The 19,170-nt window shown below is 50.6% G+C and carries 16 protein-coding genes, 1 tRNA gene and 1 pseudogene; 2 read left to right on the forward strand and 16 right to left on the reverse strand.

The genetic code is table 11. The annotated features are described in order from the left end of the window. Window positions 1-549, forward strand: a 549-nt coding sequence (locus tag LLG96_07170) for a hypothetical protein (GenBank protein MCE5249986.1), incomplete at its 5' end; no start/stop codon positions are given. Between the two features lie 125 nt (window positions 550-674). Here LLG96_07170 and LLG96_07175 read toward each other — a convergent pair. The 14 genes and pseudogenes from LLG96_07175 to clpB all read right to left on the reverse strand — a co-directional run bounded on the left by LLG96_07175 (window position 675) and on the right by clpB (window position 15,376). Beyond that, complete coding sequence (locus LLG96_07175) at window positions 675-1,640, reverse strand: PorV/PorQ family protein (GenBank protein ID MCE5249987.1); 966 nt, start codon at window positions 1,638-1,640, stop codon at window positions 675-677. After that, entirely contained in the window at window positions 1,637-3,064 is a 1,428-nt protein-coding gene (gene gatB / locus LLG96_07180; GenBank protein ID MCE5249988.1) for an Asp-tRNA(Asn)/Glu-tRNA(Gln) amidotransferase subunit GatB, read from the reverse strand. Before gatB ends, LLG96_07175 begins: the two co-directional genes overlap by 4 nt. Then, window positions 3,064-4,527, reverse strand: coding sequence for an Asp-tRNA(Asn)/Glu-tRNA(Gln) amidotransferase subunit GatA (gatA, locus tag LLG96_07185; protein ID MCE5249989.1), 1,464 nt, complete (start codon window positions 4,525-4,527; stop codon window positions 3,064-3,066). The genes gatB and gatA overlap by 1 nt, the downstream gene beginning before the upstream one ends. 152 nt (window positions 4,528-4,679) lie before the next feature. After that, window positions 4,680-4,931 (reverse strand): twin-arginine translocase TatA/TatE family subunit, encoded by a 252-nt coding sequence (locus LLG96_07190; GenBank protein MCE5249990.1) that lies wholly within the window; start codon window positions 4,929-4,931, stop codon window positions 4,680-4,682. Window positions 4,932-4,976: 45 nt separating this feature from the next. Further along, a complete protein-coding gene (locus tag LLG96_07195; GenBank protein MCE5249991.1) occupies window positions 4,977-5,246 on the reverse strand; it encodes a DUF4321 domain-containing protein in 270 nt (89 codons plus the stop codon). 24 nt (window positions 5,247-5,270) lie between these two features. Next, window positions 5,271-6,008 carry a CDP-diacylglycerol--serine O-phosphatidyltransferase gene (gene pssA / locus LLG96_07200; GenBank protein MCE5249992.1) on the reverse strand — a complete coding sequence of 246 codons (738 nt, stop codon included), beginning with the start codon at window positions 6,006-6,008 and terminating at the stop codon, window positions 5,271-5,273. A gap of 36 nt (window positions 6,009-6,044) precedes the next feature. After that, on the reverse strand, window positions 6,045-6,713 hold the full coding sequence (locus LLG96_07205) for a phosphatidylserine decarboxylase (GenBank protein MCE5249993.1): 669 nt from the start codon (window positions 6,711-6,713) through the stop codon (window positions 6,045-6,047). Between the two features lie 144 nt (window positions 6,714-6,857). Next, window positions 6,858-8,093: a trypsin-like peptidase domain-containing protein gene (locus LLG96_07210; protein MCE5249994.1), complete on the reverse strand. Its 1,236-nt coding sequence runs from the start codon at window positions 8,091-8,093 to the stop codon at window positions 6,858-6,860. Window positions 8,094-8,098: 5 nt separating this feature from the next. Continuing rightward, window positions 8,099-8,836, reverse strand: coding sequence for a tRNA pseudouridine(38-40) synthase TruA (truA, locus tag LLG96_07215; protein MCE5249995.1), 738 nt, complete (start codon window positions 8,834-8,836; stop codon window positions 8,099-8,101). 207 nt (window positions 8,837-9,043) lie between these two features. Continuing rightward, window positions 9,044-9,838, reverse strand: coding sequence for an energy-coupling factor transporter transmembrane protein EcfT (locus LLG96_07220; GenBank protein MCE5249996.1), 795 nt, complete (start codon window positions 9,836-9,838; stop codon window positions 9,044-9,046). A gap of 263 nt (window positions 9,839-10,101) precedes the next feature. Next, a pseudogene (locus LLG96_07225) lies at window positions 10,102-10,308 on the reverse strand (MGMT family protein). A 283-nt stretch (window positions 10,309-10,591) separates the two neighbouring features. Next, complete coding sequence (gene alr, locus LLG96_07230; GenBank protein ID MCE5249997.1) at window positions 10,592-11,725, reverse strand: alanine racemase; 1,134 nt, start codon at window positions 11,723-11,725, stop codon at window positions 10,592-10,594. Between the two features lie 2 nt (window positions 11,726-11,727). Continuing rightward, a complete protein-coding gene (gene corA, locus LLG96_07235; protein MCE5249998.1) occupies window positions 11,728-12,696 on the reverse strand; it encodes a magnesium/cobalt transporter CorA in 969 nt (322 codons plus the stop codon). Between the two features lie 109 nt (window positions 12,697-12,805). Then, on the reverse strand, window positions 12,806-15,376 hold the full coding sequence (gene clpB / locus LLG96_07240; GenBank protein MCE5249999.1) for an ATP-dependent chaperone ClpB: 2,571 nt from the start codon (window positions 15,374-15,376) through the stop codon (window positions 12,806-12,808). 495 nt (window positions 15,377-15,871) lie between these two features. Here clpB and typA point away from each other — a divergent pair, with 495 nt between their 5' ends. Next, window positions 15,872-17,749, forward strand: coding sequence for a translational GTPase TypA (gene typA, locus LLG96_07245; protein MCE5250000.1), 1,878 nt, complete (start codon window positions 15,872-15,874; stop codon window positions 17,747-17,749). 205 nt (window positions 17,750-17,954) lie between these two features. On the opposite strand, the gene LLG96_07250 is transcribed toward typA, so the two are convergent. Continuing rightward, window positions 17,955-18,030, reverse strand: a tRNA-Thr gene (locus tag LLG96_07250). A 119-nt stretch (window positions 18,031-18,149) separates the two neighbouring features. After that, window positions 18,150-19,016, reverse strand: a complete 867-nt coding sequence (trxA, locus tag LLG96_07255; protein MCE5250001.1) for a thioredoxin — start codon at window positions 19,014-19,016, stop codon at window positions 18,150-18,152. Between the last annotated feature and the right edge of the window lie 154 nt (window positions 19,017-19,170).

The raw sequence follows: 19,170 nt of genomic DNA on the forward strand, positions 1-19,170 counted from the left end.
ACTTCCATGGGAATACCTTTTCTTAATGAACGTGACACGATTAATATCCTCGACCCTGCCGAAACAGCGCGGAAAGAGATCGCAAAGCTCAAGAGCGAAGGCGCAGAGCTTGTTATTGCACTGGTATATATGGATAAAGAAAACGTGGAAAAACTCGTTCAACAAGTTCCCGGAATAAATCTTCTGATCTACGGTCATACCCGTGAACATAATCCGAGCTCCGACCATATACATTTTCTGCCGTATAAGGTGAATGAAACAATCATCGCACGGTGTCCGGACGGGGGAAGGGTAATCGGAGTGATGAAGCTCGATATCTGGAACGGATCGCTCACTTTTCTCAATGGAGTTGAAAACGTCGACCTGAGACCTGAAGCGGTTAAAGAGAAAGAGAATCCGAAAGACAGGCAATCCGTTTTCACCAACGAATTTGTCGATCTCGGCCCCACCATTCAGCGCGACAAAGCGATTCAGGATCAGCTCGATGCTGTCGGCGGTAAGATCGAAGAACTCCGCGTGCAATTGAAAAAAGAATCGGAGCGCAAATGAGGAGATTCGATTGATGTTTTCGATGATCCAGTGAGGTTTATAGTAAACAGGAACATATGATGGACATGACAGAAAGCCGGCGCGGTTGCGCCGGCTTTTTTTGATCCGGGTTTGTTAAGATATTTTTACGGAAGCTTTATTCCGACAGTGACTTTGTGGATGTCTTCGAGCGCATCATCGGGGAGATAGGCATAATTGAAACGATACCGGTTGAGCGCTATTCCGAATCCGAATGTCGTTATCCCCGAAAAATCCGTTTCGGATTTGAACGTATTCAGGTCCGCCACACTCCTGCTTTTCGTTCCCGCATAAAGGAACATGATATCGCGGATCGACATCTCGATGCCGAATGCATACACCATGTCGTTGTCCCGCGGGAAGGTGACATCGGAATAAAGGGTAAACGGCGCATGAGAGAGTTTTTTACGGGCGCCTACGGTGAGGAGTACGGGCAGACGGTCTTTATATGCGGTCGAGTAACTCTTGGTGACAGTCCCCAGATTCATGAGCACCGCGCCGACCGAGAGGCCCTCGAACGGCGTATCATAGAGCATTCCGAGGTCCAGCGAGACGGCCTGGGCGGAAAAATCGTCGATCTTCGATGTCATGAAGGAAGCCATGGCGCCGACCTTGAGGTCTTCTCTCAGCCGTTGACCGAGATTCACGGTAAAACCCATATCACCCGCATCGAATGAGCCCGTCTTTTCTCCCGCCTTGTTCGTCCGGACAAATTCGCCGTAGTTGACATAGTTCATTCTGAATCCCCAGTAGCGGCCTCGCAGTTTCCGGGCATAACCGATCGAGCCGTACTGTGTATCGACATAATGGGAGATATAGCTCATCTTGAATGTCCCGTCATCCGATCCTGCCACAGCGGCGGGATGAACGAAAAGTCCTGCGCGCGTGTCACGGGCTGCGAGGCATTCACCGGCAGCGGATATCTCGGCATCGGAAATCGATTTGAGCCAGGAAAAACCCGATGTGCCGAGACTGTCGTTAATACTCCGGGCATTGACACCGCCGGTATATAAAAAGACGCCCAGAAGCACCGGAACAGTTATCCGCGCAAAAGTCCGAATATGTCGCTTCATGAAAGTATCTCCCGTATGATTGCATTCACTTCTCCGGGATTTGCCTTGCCCCCGGTAGCCTTCATGACCTGACCGACAAAAAATCCGAGTACCTGTGTTTTCCCGGCCTTATATTTCGCAACTTCATCCGGGCTGGAGGATATAACTTCCCGGGCTATTTTTTCAAGCGCATCCTTGTCGGAAATCTGGGTGAGTCCCTGTTCCCCGACGATTGCTTTCGGGTCCTTCCCGGTTGCCCTCATCTCATCGAATACCGTTTTAGCCATCGATCCGGAGATCGTGCCCTTTTCAACCATTGAAAGCAATCCGGCGAGCATGGGGGGCTTTATCTTAAACTCGCCGAGGGGGAGCTGGGTTTCATTCAAAACCCGGAGGACTTCGCCCATGATCCAGTTTGATGCTTTTTTGGGATCGGCTCCCGCTTTAATGGTTTCTTCATAGTAACAGGCGATCTCAGGAGATGTCGTAAGAATTTCCGCGTCATAGGCAGGTATCTGGTATACCGTCTCGAACCGCCGCCGCATCTGGTCACGCATTTCCGGCAGCTCGCTTCTGACCCGCCCGATCCATTCGTCATCGACAAAAACCGGAACGAGGTCGGGCTCCGGGAAATACCGGTAATCGTGAGCCTCTTCCTTTGACCGCATGGCCGCGAGCGTTTTATGCGCCGCATCGAACAGGAGGGTTTCCTGGACGATCGATCCGCCCTGTTCAACAATATCGGTCTGACGCTCGATTTCAGCGTTGATCGCGATAGCAGCGTTGACAAAGGAATTCATGTTCTTGATTTCGGTTCTGGTGCCGAGTTTTTTCTGGCCTACAGGCCTGATCGAGATATTTGCATCGACCCTGATGTTCCCCTGTTCCATGTTTCCCAGCGAAACACCGGAGAATATAAGCATTTCCTTGAGGGTATTCAGAAAGAGCGTTATTTCCTCGGTGGTCTCGAAATCAGGTTCGGTAACGATTTCGATAAGCGGTACGCCACACCGGTTGACATCGAAATAGGATTTGGTGTCTCCCTCGATGTGAATGAGTTTCCCGGCGTCCTCCTCGAGATGAATACGGTTGAAACGTATGGTCTTTTCCCCGGTCGATGTTCGGAGGTCCAGATGCCCGCCCCTGATGAGCGGTAATTCGAACATGCTTATCTGATACCCTTTGGGAAGGTCGGGGTAGAAGTAGTTTTTACGGGCGAAATAACTCATACGCTGGATGTTCCCGCCTGTCAGGAGTCCCATGCGCATCGCCAGCTCAATCGCCTGCCTGTTGAGTACGGGCAGTACACCGGGCATGCCGAGGCATACGGGGCAGCTGTGGGTATTGGGTTCACTGCCGAATTCGGTGGAACATCCGCAGAATATCTTGGTCTTCGTGGCAAGCTGGGAATGAATTTCAAGTCCGATTGTCGGAACGTACCTCATCAGACCGCCCCCTTTTCCACATTCAGGTATCCCACATTCCGTTCGAGAACCCGGGCAATCCTGAACAGGGTGCTCTCATCGAGAATCCTTCCCATGAACTGGACGCCGACGGGCAGACCGTCACGAGCTTTCCCCGCCGGAACAGTGATTCCGGGCAGTCCGGCAAGATTGAGCGATATGGTATAGATGTCCGCAAGGTACATCTGGAGGGGATCGTTGATCTTGGAGCCGACAGGGAACGCGGTTGTAGGGCAGACCGGAGCAAGGATGGCATCGACTGTCCCGAATGCGTGGTCGAAATCCTCCTTGATGAGCCGTCTGACTTTCTGCGCCTTACGGTAATATGCATCGTAATAGCCCGCGGAGAGGCAGTACGTGCCGAGCATGATACGGCGTTTCACCTCGATGCCGAATCCCTCGGAGCGTGATTTGCTGTACATTTCATACAGGTTCTCGGCGTCCCCGGAACGGTGACCGTACCGCACGCCGTCGTACCGCTCCAGATTCGCGGATGCCTCCGCTGTGGCCAGAAGATAATAGGTCGGTACCGCGTATTCGGTGTGGGGGAGCGAAATATCGACGATTTCTATCCCCTCCGATTTCAGAATATCCACCGCTTCGAGGGTAACTTTCAGAACTTCGGGATCGAGCCCTTCACCGAAATATTCGCGTGGGAGACCGACCCTGAGCCCTTTCACTCCCGCGTCTGTTTCGGCGATATAATCGGGAACGGGCTCGTCGAGGCTGGTCGAATCACGTCTGTCGTGACCGGCGATGACCGAGAGAACAAGCGCGGAATCCTCGACAGATTTTGTCATGGGCCCTATCTGGTCGAGCGAGGATGCATAAGCGATCAGGCCGAACCGTGAAACACGGCCGTAGGTAGGCTTGATGCCGACAACTCCGCAGAAGGAAGCCGGCTGCCTGATGGAACCGCCGGTATCCGAGCCGAGAGCTGCGATACACTCATGAGCGGCGAGCGCTGCTGCCGAGCCTCCCGAGGAACCTCCGGTTACCCTGTCGATGTTGTGCGGGTTTCGCGCTGTACCGAAATAGGATGTCTCGCAGGTGGAACCCATGGTGAATTCGTCGGTATTGGATTTTCCGACAAACACCGCTCCTGCATCGAGCAGCTTATCGATAACATGGGCATTATAGGGTGGAATATAGTTTTCAAGAATGTGAGATCCGGCGGTAGTTCGTGTTCCGGCGACTATGATCGAATCCTTGATGGCCATGGGAACACCGCCGAGCGGACCTGTGTCTTCACCCCGGGCGCGTTTATCGTCAAGAGACCGTGCGCGATCGAGGGCTTTATCGGCTATAACGGTAATGTAAGCGTTGATAATGGGTTCGAGTTGTTCGATTCTGCGGAGTACAGCTTCTGTAGCTTCGACCGATGAAACTTCTCCCGTTCTGATTTTCTTTGCGAGTTCACGAGCTCTCAACTCGAATAATTCCAAACTAATACCTCCTGCAGTCCGGTATCCTTGGGCAGCGACGACAGTGATCCGGTTTAACGGTATTGAAAAAAAACATCCCTCCTGTGGATGTCAATAGAGCTTCCCATGTATCACGGTGTACATCATAAGGTAAAAGAGGGATGTGTTATGATTCAACCTTCACGTGTTTCTTTTTTTTCAACAGGCGGTTGCACAGGCTGGCCTTTTAACTCATTTCTGACATGAGTGGTCGGAGTTGAAGTTTTATCAACATCAAGCTCGCTGGTGACTTCTCTGGCAGCCTTTTTAAATTCGTTGATTCCTTTCCCGAGACCCTGGGCGATTTCCGGAATTCTTTTGGCGCCGAACACAAGAAGGATTATAAGAAAGATTATGACAAGTTCCATTGGGCCAAGTCCAAACATAATACTCACCTCCATGTAATGAATCCTGACAGGCAGGAATTGATATCAGTAAGAATACTTATAATAATACCAGGCACCGACAATGCCCAATATGCTGAAAAAATTGATATGCATCTGAAAACCTAAAGTTATAACGATGATGATAAGATTCAAATCCCACGGGCCGGCAACATAGGTTAAAAGGGGATCAACGAGCGCTTTTGCAACGATATGATCGCCGGGAAGAAAAAGTCCGAGAAGCTGTCCGAGCGCACCTCCGATCAGAACTCCGACAAAAAGCGTAACGATCAACGTACCGATATTTTTACCTCTCATCACATCTCCGCACAGGTATGAATATCACCTGCTGTCGACTTTATTAAAAACATGGTTGACTGCCGGTGCAGTCAGATCTCTTACGGGACCCGAAAAAAGATAAAGGATACCGGTCGGGAAAAATACTTCATCGGGGAACCGGGCAATTATGGCTATGTATACAAGAAAGGAGATACTTTTAATAAAATCTTTTCGATTTCCAAATCCGATTTTCGGGAGGACATTGTATTTGAAATGACTCACCATTGCAATCGAAGATAGAATAGTAATGGCTATTGCTATATCTATCTGACCGATTCCGCCCCAAACATTCTCGGTAAACAAGACATATGCGGCTACTATACCCGCCCCGGCAGGGATGGGCATACCGGTAAAAAACTTCTTTTTTCCGGTGTTTGCGCTCAGGTTGAATCGTGCCAGACGGAGAGCGCCGGCAGCGAGAAAACAGAATGCGAAGAAATAACCGATTCTTCCGAATTCACGAAGCGAGTAATTATATATGAGAACAGCCGGGGCGACACCAAAGGAAATAACATCGGCAATCGAGTCGAATTCAATGCCGAACTCCGATGATGTCCCGGTGAGACGGGCTATTTTACCATCGAGCGCATCGAAAATACCGGCAATGATAATCCACCATGCCGCCGAAACCATTGAAGCCTGTGAGCCTTCAACCACATTGTTGATGGCAAGAAAACCACAGAACACATTACCCAGAGTGAATATTGTGGGCAGAACCACTTTTGTTTTATGGAGCTTCATGAAATTGTCTCCTTTTCCTTATATACCGTCCGGAATTTACTTCCGGGTATCGCCGGCCGGGATACGGGCAATTACCGTTTCGCCCGCCCGGACATGATCGCCCTTTGAAACAGCGGGTATATAATTAATCGGGAAAAAAACGTCAACTCTTGAGCCAAACCGTATTAAACCGATTCTATCCCCTTTTTTGAGCTCATCACCATCCTTTACCCGTGTAACTACTCTCCGAGCAATAAGACCCGCAATCTGACGAATCCTCACCTGACCCGATAATGTCGCAAAATCAGTATCGGCATGTTCGTTTTCGTATTCGGCCCTCTTGTTAAACGCGGAAAGCTTCTTTCCGTTCCTGTGTATAGTCCGTATTACCCTGCCGTCAACAGGGGTCCGGTTCACATGAACATTAAAAACATTCATGAACACTGCGATTCGTAATGCCTTTCCCCCTTCGAATCCGTCCGCTTCGACTGTCGACACATCAACGACCACACCATCGGCCGCCGAAACCGCCGAATGTGCGTCGGGCGGTATGATCCTCCGGGGATCGCGGAAAAAAAACAGGGAAAAAACGGTTATTATCAAAAAAAACCATACCAGCCATAAAAACACAGGCCACTGTAATTTATAGTAGCCTCCAAATCCCAGTACGGCACCCGAAAGAAAAATCACACATAATTTATAGCCATCGGGATCAATCTTCATCATAAACCGCCTAATACTCCAATATACTTTATACGGTGTTTTTTGACAAATTATATTTTGTGAATTTGTGTATCTTTCCACAATAAGAACATTGTATTAGTTTCATTTCGGTCAGAAGTTGTTAAAACAGGATTAAATAATTCCCGTTTATTTACTTATCCCGAGCTTGAGGTTCAGTTCCATGAAAGAGCCGTCACGGTATACCGTGAGGGTATAGACCTCACCCGGAACAGCGCCCAGAAACATGTTCTGTACTTCCTCGATCGTGGTAACATTCAGCCCGTTGACGCCGACGATCACATCATCCGGTTTGAATCCGGCTCTATCACCGGGACTTCCCGAATCGACATGTTTAATCATTACTTCGCTGTCCGACTGGAGATTTATTCTCCTCCGCGTGTTTTGTGTAAGCTGCTGAACCGTGATACCGGTAAACGCATCCGGAATGTCGCCGTAATTCCGGACATTATCCAGAATGAGTTTCACACGGTCGACAGGGATAGCAAATCCGATACCGATCGAACCGGGGCCGCCCGCGGTGTAAATAGCGGTATTGATTCCGATAAGCCTGCCGTTGAGGTCGATGAGCGCGCCGCCGGAATTGCCCTCGTTGATGGAAGCGTCTGTCTGGAGCATATTTCGATAGTATCGCGGAGTGCCCTCGGTGTCTTCCATGGTCAGGCTTCGTTTCAGGGCCGAAATGACACCGCGTGTTACTGTCGGCTCACCGCCCGAAAGGCCCAGAGTCAGGCTCGGCCCGAATGGATTCCCGATGGCGATAGCAGTCTGCCCCTGCACGAGATCACCCGAGGATCCCAGGTCGAGGTACGGGATGTTTTTCGCTTTGATCGACAGGATGGCGATATCCTGGCGGGGAAACGACTTGAGAAGCTTAGCCTCGAATGTCCTTCCGTCGGTAAGGGAGACCTGAATTCTCATCCGGGGATTATCCTGGGCAAGATTGATGACATGATCATTTGATATGATGGTTCCATCTCTATCGATGATAACACCCGAACCGAGAGAAGAAACGTTCTGCTCTCCGATACGGCCGCCGTAAAGCATGTTGAGCAGGGGATCGCGGAACGTATAGAGAACATTCCGTGTCCCGTATGTGTGGATGCTGACAACAGCAGGGAGGGCTTTGTGTGTCGCTTCGATGACAGCCCGCTCGTACTCGGGAATATCACGGGGAATTGCCGGTGAACCCGTCTGTGCCACAGCGACGATTCCGTTATCGAGGTTCCGGTCGCTGCCTGTAAAAAATCCCTGTTTCACCGTGAACACCGATCCGATCAGAATTCCAATAAACACCAGGGCGGTGTATTTCAGCCGGTTTGTCCGGCCTGTCGTCTGATGGGAATTATTTTTTGAGACATACATTTTTCTTATTCTCCATAATCAACGCTGACCAGGCAAAGACCGGTCGGTGGAGCGGTTGTCCCTGCAAGGCGTCTGTCGCGTGTTTCCAGAATCCGGCGCAGCAGATCGGCAGGTGCTTTTCTGCGGGCCACATCAACGGCACTTCCCACGATGCTTCGCACGGAGTGGTGGAAGAACCTGACCGCCGTGATTTCAAATATCATCAAATTATCGTCAAACTTCCACTGGTTTTTCAGGATAACAGTCGAAAAATCATCGTTTTCCTGTCCTTTTGAAAATCCCCGGAGATTACAGGCGCCATCGAGACACTGTGTAGATGCCATGAGGAGTTCCCTGTCCAGTCTGTAAGGCACATGCCATGCGTAGGAGCGGCCTATGGACAGGCGACGGGTGGATAACATATACCGGTAGCTCCGCGACACTGCACTGAAACGCGCGTTGAAACCATCAGGTGCCTGAGAGAGCTCCAGCACGGTCACATCGCGCGGGCACAACGCATTGAGCGCTCGTTTCAGGCGGGCTGTGTCAATATCTGATGTAGTCCTGAACGATGCCACCTGACCGGCGGCATGGACACCCGCATCGGTCCGTCCCGCCGCGACAAGCCGTACAGGATTATGGAGAACCTTACCGAGAGCTTCTTCGATAACGCTCTGCACCGTCCTCGCTTCCGGCTGTACCTGCCAGCCCGCGAATCGTGTGCCATCATATTCGATGACAAGTTTAATCGTACGTGTATTCATTCGATTCCGTGATTGATATTTCGCATCCGGTTTGTTTATAAAACTTTTACGATACTTAGGAAATGCAGACCCTGAAAAAGTTCAGGGTGACATGATTCACGGTCATGCTGAACTCGTTTCAGCATCCAAAGCACATACTTTTACCATTGAGAAATATTTGGGTTAAAAACTGCGCTTTTCCCTGTTATAAACGATACAAACTCGAAACTACACTATCGTCATACCGAGAACAAAAACAGCCGTCACGGACAAAACCGCCCAGTCGCGAAACGACATATGAATTTCCCTGTAACGGGTTCGCTGCACTTCACTCCGGTAGAGGCGGCAGTCCATGGCAACCGCGAGGTGTTCGGCTCTCCTGATGGACGATGTCAGGAGGGGCACCATGAGCATGGACACCGATTTCAGGCGTGCCTTCAGCCCCCTGTTCGGGTTAAAACCCCGCGCCGCATGGGATTTGCTGATTTTCACCGCCTCATCGAGAAGAACGGGAATGAAACGAATGGTTATTACCATCGCAATTGCCAGCTCCTGGGGTTTCATACCAATTTTCGACAGGGGATACAGCATTTTTTCAACACCGGTCACGAGCACTATCGGTTCGGTCGTCAATGTCAGAAGGGAAGCCGCGAGCACGAGCAGTGCGATACGTGACCCGTACAGGGTTCCCAGCATAAGCCCTTCTTTTGTTATACCGCCATAGGGGAGAGGGGCCTCAACAAGAATGTGGCCACCCACGAACAGCACATTGAGGAGGACGGTGACAAGGATGAGCCATTTAAACGGCATAATGCTCCGAGCCAGATAGAACGGTGTCAGGCCGGACATCGCGCATGCAAGCGCTGTATAAAGCCCTGTAAAAAGAAGCGGGCGCCACCCGCTCATACCGAACAGACCGCACATGATAATGAGAAGACACACAAGCTTCGCGCGGGGATCGAGACGGTGGAGAAACGATGTGCCGTAGACAAAACGGCCCAGTGTAATATCTCGCAGGCTCATACTACCTAACCCGTGTTTATCTGAAAGTGTTTAAAATATTTCACCACGGAGACACGGAGGAAACGGAGAAAGAAAATTCATGTAATGACATGTTTCATCACCACCGGGACACAAAGGCACAAAGAGACACAATATATTATTAATACTATCTTTGCGTACAATTAAAATCGACATTATTACAATGATATATAAAAAACAAATTCGTGAAAATCCGCCCGATTTGAGTAAATCCACGTTCCATTATAATTTATGCACAGATGGAGTTAAACGCTCTCGAGCCTCAACAGCATTTTTTTCATATCGAGGCCGCCGCCGAAACCCCCGAGACCGCTGGTGGCGACCACACGGTGACAGGGTACAACAAGCATGACAGGATTTCTCCCGCACGCATTTCCGACGGCACGGGCTGCTCCGGGTTTTCCCATAAGCTCCGCAATTTCACCATACTGAAGCGTTTTCCCGAAGGGTATCCGTGCAAGCAGGCGATGAACTTCCAGTGTGAACGGTGTTGTCCTTACCGGCTGCACGATACCGCGGATTGGCCCGGGAACTCCAGAAAAATAAGCCCGCAGGTCTTCGGAAACAATTTCGAATGGCGCGCTGTCTTCGACCACTTCGGCATTCCATTCCATCCGGATTTTCTTTTCCAGCGACCGGAGAGTTCCCTCCATCGACACATGCACGAGTCCCCGTGAAGTTCCCGCAAGATAAACCCGGAATCGGCCGCAATCGACTCCGGTCACATACACCTTTTCAGGTGGCTTCGATAAAGGCTCTAAAAACTCTACTGGTGATTCCCGTAACAATTTCATGGCTGATTGTCCCCACTAGTGAAGCGTGTTCTTCGACCGTAATTCGTTCATCGCCGTCCCTTCCGATAAGCGTAATGGTGTCACCAACACGGACATCGCCTGCATCGGTTATGTCGAACACCGTCTGATCCATACAGATTCGACCGGCAACGGGTACCGGTATTCCGTTGACAAGTGCGCGCCCCCTGTTCGAGAGGTGACGGCGATACCCGTCGGCGTATCCGACCGGTACGGTGGCGAGCCGTGAGGGACGGCCGGTGACGAATGTCCCACCGTACGAGACCGGCGTTTGCAATGGCACTTCCTTGATAAAGCCTATTCTGCTGTAGAATGACAAGACCGGTTCAAGCTCCAGTTTTTCCTTGCTTCCCGGGTATGGCAGAAGACCGTATGTCATGATTCCGGGCCGTACGAGATCGAAATGAGCTTCGGGGAATTTCAGCGTTCCCGCGGAATTGCACATGTGAGCCAGAGGCGGCCGGATTCCCCTTTGTGAAAGCCGGTCGAGCAGGTTTTCAAAACAATCGATCTGACGGCGTGTATAGTCGTCACGGTCTTCGTCGGCGGAGGGGAAATGGCTGAATATTCCTTCGACTGCAATGCCGGGAGTATCATATGCACGCTCGGCAAGTTCGAGAGCTTTTTCCGGAGCGACTCCGACTCGACCCATACCGGTGTCGACCTTGATGTGAACGGCCAGCGATGTTTCTTCTCCAGCGAGCAGAGTCCGTATCTCCTCAAGCATTTCAAAGGAAGTAAGGGCCATGGTTAAATCGTTGTCGAGGAATGTCTTCCAGTGATCCCGCGATTCGGGGGCCATGACGAGAACCGGCCCGGTCAGACCTGCTTTACGGAGGATTTCCCCCTCTGCGGCGAGGGCGACACCGAACATGGAAGCCCCTGCCGCATGAGCGGTTCGGGCGCATTCGACCATGCCATGTCCGTAAGCATTCGCCTTGACAACTGCCATGAGACGAACTTCGGGACCGGTGAAGTTCCGGATCTTTTCTAGATTCCGCTTATAGGCGCCGAGGTCTGTAATCGCTATCGTATCACGGTCAGGAGCTGATTTCATGATCAAAACCAGTCATTTTTCTTGAAGTACAACAGCATGAAACCGACAAACGCCATGCTTATAATGGAGATGATCAGGAAAATGTGCGGACTGTCGGAAAAAGGTAAATTTACATTCATGCCGTAAATACTTGCGATAAGCGTCGGAGGGAGCATAATGGTGGAAATTATGGTGAGCATGATCATCACGTCGGTCATACGGTGATTTGAAATGCTGACATAGGTGTCCATCGTGCCCGTAACCATTTCCATATAGGAGTCAAGGAGACCCTGAATAGCTGAAATATGGTCGTGAACATCCTGGAAATAGAATTTGTTTTCTTCCTGAATCAGCTCGTGTTCCGAATTGGCCAGGATTTCAAGAACCTCTTCTTCTGGCGCGATGATACGGCGGAGGTTGATGAGGCCGCGCTTGAGTCTGAAAATATTGTTAAAAGTCTTTTTGGTCGGTTCGGAGAGGATTTCTCCCTCGATGGCGTAGATGCTCCGTTCGAGCTTCTTGAACGTCAGCGTGTAGTTATCGACGAGGGAGTCGACAATTGCATGGAGAATTTCGTCGGTTCCCTGAGCCATGAAGTCTATTCCTTTTTCAAGACGGTGCTTGAGCTGGTTTATTCCGACCGTGGGTTTCTTGTGATGTGTTACCACATAGTTTTCCCCGAAAAAGAGATCGAGTTCGGTGATGTCGAACGATAAGCGCTCGTTGTTATAAAAAACGGCCTGAAAGACTAGGAACAGATAGCTTTCATAGTCATCGAGTTTCGCCTCTTCGATATCGGTCGCTATACAGTCTTCGATTGCGAGTTCGTGGAAGTTGAATACCGTACGCAGAATCGCGGCTTCTTCAGCTGTCGGCGCTTCCAGATCGACCCATAAATCGACATTTTCAGACTCAAAAACAACCGGAAGCTCTTTTATTGTCGGTTTCGACAGCGTTCCTTCCGCTATGTTGTAACTGTATACGGTAATCATGGCGGCACCCCTTTTATAAAGGGATTATCATCTGTGAAACATAACGGTCAGTGTTTGATCTCCGTATCGTGAAAAAAACCGGGAGCGCACTGAAAAATGGCTAATCTTACTAAAAAACGATCTTTCCATTGTCAAAGTCAACAGTAACCTTTTCGGGAAGGTTTCTGGTCAGCATCTCCGATGCAAGCCCGTTTTCGATTTCGCGCTGAATAAGCCGTTTTATGGGCCGGGCGCCGTATGTGGGATCGAAACCCGCATCCGCAATGTGATTGATCAGCTTGCCGGAGAATTCGAGCTCGATATCCATGTTGTTTTTCACACGGCCGGCAAGGCGGTCAAGCTGGAGCTTCACGATGGTTCTGATATTGTCGTGTGAAAGCGCATGGAACATGATGATCTCATCGAGTCGGTTCAGGTATTCCGGCCTGAAACTGCGGCGGACAAGCTCCATGACCTTTCCCGTGACCGCGCCGCCAGCCCCGGGTTCCTGTGAGTACTCGCCGATTATATCAGAGCCGATGTTCGATGTCTGAATGATGATCGTATTGCGGAAATCCACCGTGCGACCCTGTCCATCGGTAAGCCTGCCGTCATCGAGAACCTGGAGAAGGACATTGAAAACATCCGGATGCGCCTTTTCGATCTCGTCGAACAGCACTACCTGGTAGGGACGTCTCCTGACAGCCTCGGTGAGCTGTCCGCCCTGCTCATAACCGACATATCCCGGAGGGGCGCCGATCAGCCTCGATACGGTGTGTTTCTCCATGTACTCGCTCATGTCGATACGGATCATGGCGTTCTCGTCATCGAAGAGGAATTCCGCGAGCGCCCGCGCAAGCTCGGTTTTACCGACACCGGTCGGGCCGAGGAACATGAACGATCCGATGGGCCTGTTCGCATCGCCGAGCCCCGCCCGTGAGCGTCTCACCGCATTCGAGACCGCCCTGACAGCCTCTTCCTGGCCGACGACCCTGTCGTGGATACGCTCTTCCATGTGGACGAGTTTGTCGCGTTCGCTTTCGAGAAGCCGCGATACCGGTATCCCGGTCCATTTAGCGACGACTTCCGCAATGTCTTCCTCTGAAACCTCCTCGCGCACCATCCGCTGATTCTGCTGTGTCTGCGCAAGACGGTTTTCGGCTTCTTTCAGTTTATTTTCAACCGCGACAAGCTCACCATACCGTATGGTTGCGGCACGTTCGAGGTTGCCTTCACGTTCGGCATGGGCTTCTTCGGTCTTGAGCTGTTCGGTTTTTTCCTTGAGCGACCGTATATCCGTGACCACCGATTTTTCCGCCTGCCATTGAGCCTTGAGGATCGAGAATTCCTCGTTGAGCTGCGCGAGCTCCTCGTCGATTGGTTTGAGCCGGTCGCGGGCGTCCTTTTCCTTCCTGATGCCCGCTTTTTCAATTTCGAGCTGCATGATACGCTTCTGGATGGCATCCATCTCGGAGGGCATCGAATCGATTTCTATCCGCAGCTCCGCCGCGGCTTCATCGATGAGATCGATGGCCTTATCGGGAAGAAAACGGTCGTTGATGTAACGGTCGGACAGCTTCGCCGCGGCGATAATGGCGGAATCCTGTATCCGTACGCCGTGGTGCACATCGTACTTTTCCTTGAGACCGCGGAGAATCGAAATCGTTTCCTCCACCGTCGGCTCCTTGACCAGGATCGGCTGGAAACGGCGTTCGAGTGCGGCATCCTTTTCGATGTTCTGACGATATTCGGTGATAGTAGTGGCGCCGATGGTGCGGAGTTTGCCACGGGCAAGCGCGGGTTTGAGCATGTTCGACGCGTCCATGGCGCCCCCGACAGCGCCCGCTCCGACAAGGGTGTGGAGCTCGTCAATGAACAGGATAACCGAGCCGGCAGCCTCCTCGACCTCGTTGATGACTGCTTTCATGCGCTCCTCGAATTCACCGCGGAACTTGCTCCCGGCAATCATGCCCGCAAGGTCGAGCAGAAGGACGCGGCGGTTTTTGAGCGATTCCGGGACATCGCCCTGTATGATTTTCTGGGCGAGACCCTCGACCACCGCTGTTTTGCCGACACCCGGCTCACCAATAAGCACCGGATTGTTTTTGGTTCTCCGGCTCAGGACTTTCATGACGCGCCTGATTTCATCGTTACGGCCGATGACGGGGTCGAGTTCACCATCCCGGGCGAGCTTGGTGAGATCGCGGGTATACCGTTCGAGCGCCTGGTACTTCGATTCCTGGTCCTGGTCGGTGACGGTCCGTTTTCCCCGGAGTTCCACCATGGTTTTGTAAATAGCGTCCCTGGACACCCCGAACGAATTCAGAATATCGGCGGCGCGGGACGATTTTTCGGCGCTGATTGCAATGAGGAGGTGCTCGACGGTTACGTATTCGTCCTTGAGCCTGTCCGCTTCCTTCTGTGCGCCGTTGAGAATCGATGTGACCGACTGGGAAAGATATACCTGAGCCTGACCGTGCACCCTGGGCATGGCGCCGAGTACTTCGCGGACACGGGATTCGACGGCATCGGGATTTGCTTCCAGTTTTGAGAGTATATTTCGGGCAAGGCCGTCCTCCTGGGTAATAAGCGAGAGGAGGAGGTGTTCCGGTTCTATCTGGGAATGACTGTATTCCGCTGCGAGATTCTGAGCCCGTTCGAGAGCTTCCTGGCTTTTCAAGGTAAACTTGTTCAGATTCATGCGAGCCTACCTCCATGGACAAATCGTTTTTTGCTGTCGATTTATTCAGGATACGTTTATCCATGATCCTGTCATGAACTATGAAATATAATCAAAATCTCCCATGATTTCCAGCAATTTTAAGCCGGTTTGAAACTGAAAACGGCAAGAAATTCAGGTCATGACGTTCAGTATGGTACTATGCCGATTTATGCTGGTGACCCCCTAAAATCCACGATGAATTGTATTGTAATACATTGATTATAAATAGAATATAGACCGTTAAAGCCTGTGAATTTATAAACCCGTTGAAAAGCCTTTTCACGGGGTGCCCTTTCCTTGGTTACTTCCTTTGGGCACGCAAAGGAAGTAACATCTAAAAAAAATGTTCTTAAAAAATGGGGGGTTGCCAGTGTTGTTATTTCTTTATTTCCATTGCAATATTATTCCATTTTGATTATATTATCAAGCTGTCTCTGTCTGTTTTGCTATTAATCCTTTGTATGAAATGATCATATGATAACAGATACCATATGTCCTGTTTCCACCATAAGAAATGTTGCCATTATTGCCCATGTCGACCATGGCAAGACCACACTGGTTGACCAGCTCCTCTATCAGTCCGGCATGTTCCGAAGCGAAGATCTGGATAAACTCGCCGGAGGTCAGCATGGACTCGTTATGGATTCAAATCCCATTGAGCGCGAGCGTGGCATTACCATTTTGAGCAAGAATTGCTCACTTCGTTATACCGGTCTCGATGGGATTTCATATAAGATCAACATCATCGACACTCCCGGTCATGCCGATTTCGGCGGCGAGGTGGAACGTGTTCTGAAAATGGCGGACGGTGTTCTGCTTCTTGTCGATGCTTTCGACGGCCCCATGTCGCAAACGCGGTTTGTTTTGTCCAAGGCGCTTGAACATGGCCTTAAACCGATAGTGGTAGTCAACAAGGTGGATCGTCTCAATGCACGTCCCGATACAGTAGTGAATGATGTGTTTGACCTGCTGGTACAACTCAACGCAAATGATAATGCCCTTGATTTTCCGGTTGTATATGCGTCGGCTAAACAGGGCTGGGCAACAACCGATCTTGCCGCCCCTGCCAGTGACATGCGTTCGGTTTTAGAAGCGATAATTAACCACATTCCGGCTCCGGCAAATGACCCGTCGAAGCCCTTCCAGATGCTGGTCAATACTCTTGATCATTCCGAGTATGTCGGCAGAATTGCTATTGGGCGAATTTATGCCGGAGAAGTTTCCACAGGCGGAATGGTGACCGTTATCAGCAGGTCGGGTTCGATTACCCGTCAGAAGGTTGTGCAACTCTTTCGCTTTGAAGGCCTGACAAAAATTCCTGTGGATATCGCCAGCGCCGGAGACATATGTGCGGTTTCAGGGCTCGATCCGGTGGACATAGGCGATACCGTAGCGTGCCCCGTCTCTCCCGCCGCACTGCCGACTATTAAAGTTGATGAGCCTACTATGCACACAACGTTCAGGATTAACGATGGCCCTTTCTCCGGGCAGGATGGCAAATTAGTGACCAGCACTAAAATCAAGGAGCGTCTTGAACGGGAACTGCAGCAGAATGTGGCGCTCAGGGTTGATTCCGGACCAACCGCCCATGAGTTTTTAGTTTCGGGGCGGGGACTTTTACACATCGGGATTCTCATAGAGAATATGCGGCGAGAGGGTTTTGAATTCTGCGTGGGTAAACCGGAAGTGATCATTCGCGAGATTGATGGTAAGCTCCATGAGCCGATTGAACGGCTTGTCGTTGACTGTCCCTCCGATTGCCAGAGTTCAGTCATGAATATTGTCGGCGAACGCCGTACCGAGTTGCTCACCATGGCGGTGGGTACTGGTGACAGCGATAATGTCCATATGGAGTTTCTGATTCCCTCACGGGGGCTTTTCGGTCTTCATACCCGTATGATGAACGCAACAAAAGGCCGGGCGGTCATGCACCATCTCTTTGAGCACTACGGTATTCTGCGGGGAGATATCCCGCAGCGACAGGCAGGTGTTATAATTGCCAGTGAGACCGGCCAGTCAACCGCTTATGCTCTCGATTCTCTTTACGACCGCGGTTTCTTTTTCGTAAATCCCGGTGTACCGATCTATGAGGGACAGGTCGTGGGAGAACACTGCAAGGAAAACGACATCACCGTTAACCTGACCAAGCAAAAACAACTTGTTAATTTCCGGGCAGTGGGTAAGGATGATTCGGCAAGAACCAGGCCGCCGCGTGAAATGAGCCTCGAGATCGCACTCGAATACATTCAGGACGATGAGCTTGTTGAGGTGACTCCGAAGTGGATCAGGCTCCGAAAACGGTTGCTTGTCGAGAGCGATAGAAAAAGAGCAGCCCGTCAAAAGAATAAGTGACATGCTCCCTGTGATGCTCTTCGTCACCCGTGCCGACACTGGATTGTCCACATGTACTCATGTCCCTGACTATAGAGTAAGAACCTCGGCTTACCTGATGACAATCAACCGCTGACAATCCCATCATTCCCTGAATATGAAAAACCGTGCACACCGAACGTGTACACGACAAAAAAATAGGCGCCTTGTAAGCGCCTGTTTTTATTGGAGCCAACGGCTGGAATCGAACCAGTGACCTGCTCATTACGAGTGAGCTGCTCTACCGACTGAGCTACGTTGGCTCCGAATTTTCAAAAATATAAAATTTGCACTGTAAAGTCAATGCAAATCACATGGTTTTCACGGCATCTCCGGTTGAATGTTATTTCCTGCATTGTTCGTTCTGCGGATGATATCACTCTCAGAACAGAACACGTGCGAGGAGCTCACGGTATTTCGAGGTGACAGGATTGCCGTGACCGAGGATCGAGAAGATCGTGATCATGGCCAAACGCGCTTTCCCGTTCCCGAATGTGGCGTTGCGTTTGACTATTCCGAGAAACGTTTCGAGTGCTTCTTCGAATCTGGCCTCCGCCGCAAAGCAATTTCCCATGGTGTAAAGCGCATCAAGATCGTCCGGATTCTGCTGCAGTTTCGACCGGCATGAATCGAATCCCCCCGAATCATTGCAGACTTTGATAAAATCGAGAATACCGAGAAGCGATGCGGCTTCTTCGTGACGGTTGTCAAATTGATCCACTTTTGAAAGAAGCTCCTGAGCCTGAACCGTATCGTCATTCATGAGTGCGATACGGGCAAGGCCGATAAGCGCTCCCGAATGATCGGGAATCTCCTGTAATATCTTCTTGTAAAGAGCTTCGGCTTCAGGGAGATGTTCCTGTTGCAACAAAGCATCGGCATGGTGAATCATCTCGTCCTTCTCATCGCCGGCTGCGGAGGTTAATCGGGCAAGAATCTCGGATTCGGAAATTACCCCGATAAATTCATCGACTACATCCCCCCGTGAAAAGATCTTCACCGATGGGATACTCTGAATACGGAATCGCATAGCCAGCTCACGGTTATTGTCGACATTCACTTTCGCCAGCACTACCCGGCCATTGAACGATGCGACAGTCTTTTCGAGAACGGGCCCGAGCATTTTACATGGACTGCACCATTCTGCCCAGAAATCGACCAGAACAACCTTTTCATGGGAAGCGGCGATAACTTTTTGTTCAAAATCATCGATGCTTACCTCGAATACATATTCACTTCTTTCTGTCATGATATCTCCACGGAACAATATTTATCGAAAACACTCACCGTAGTTCGGCGAAGCAGGTAAGCAGGGATTAAACCCGTAATACATGGAAAAGTTCCATTGAGCCTGGCATGGGTATCGGAATACATTGACTCATATAATTATTGAAGCTATATTA

This window comes from bacterium (assembly GCA_021372535.1).
Classification (GTDB): Bacteria; Latescibacterota; Latescibacteria; order Latescibacterales; family Latescibacteraceae; genus JAFGMP01.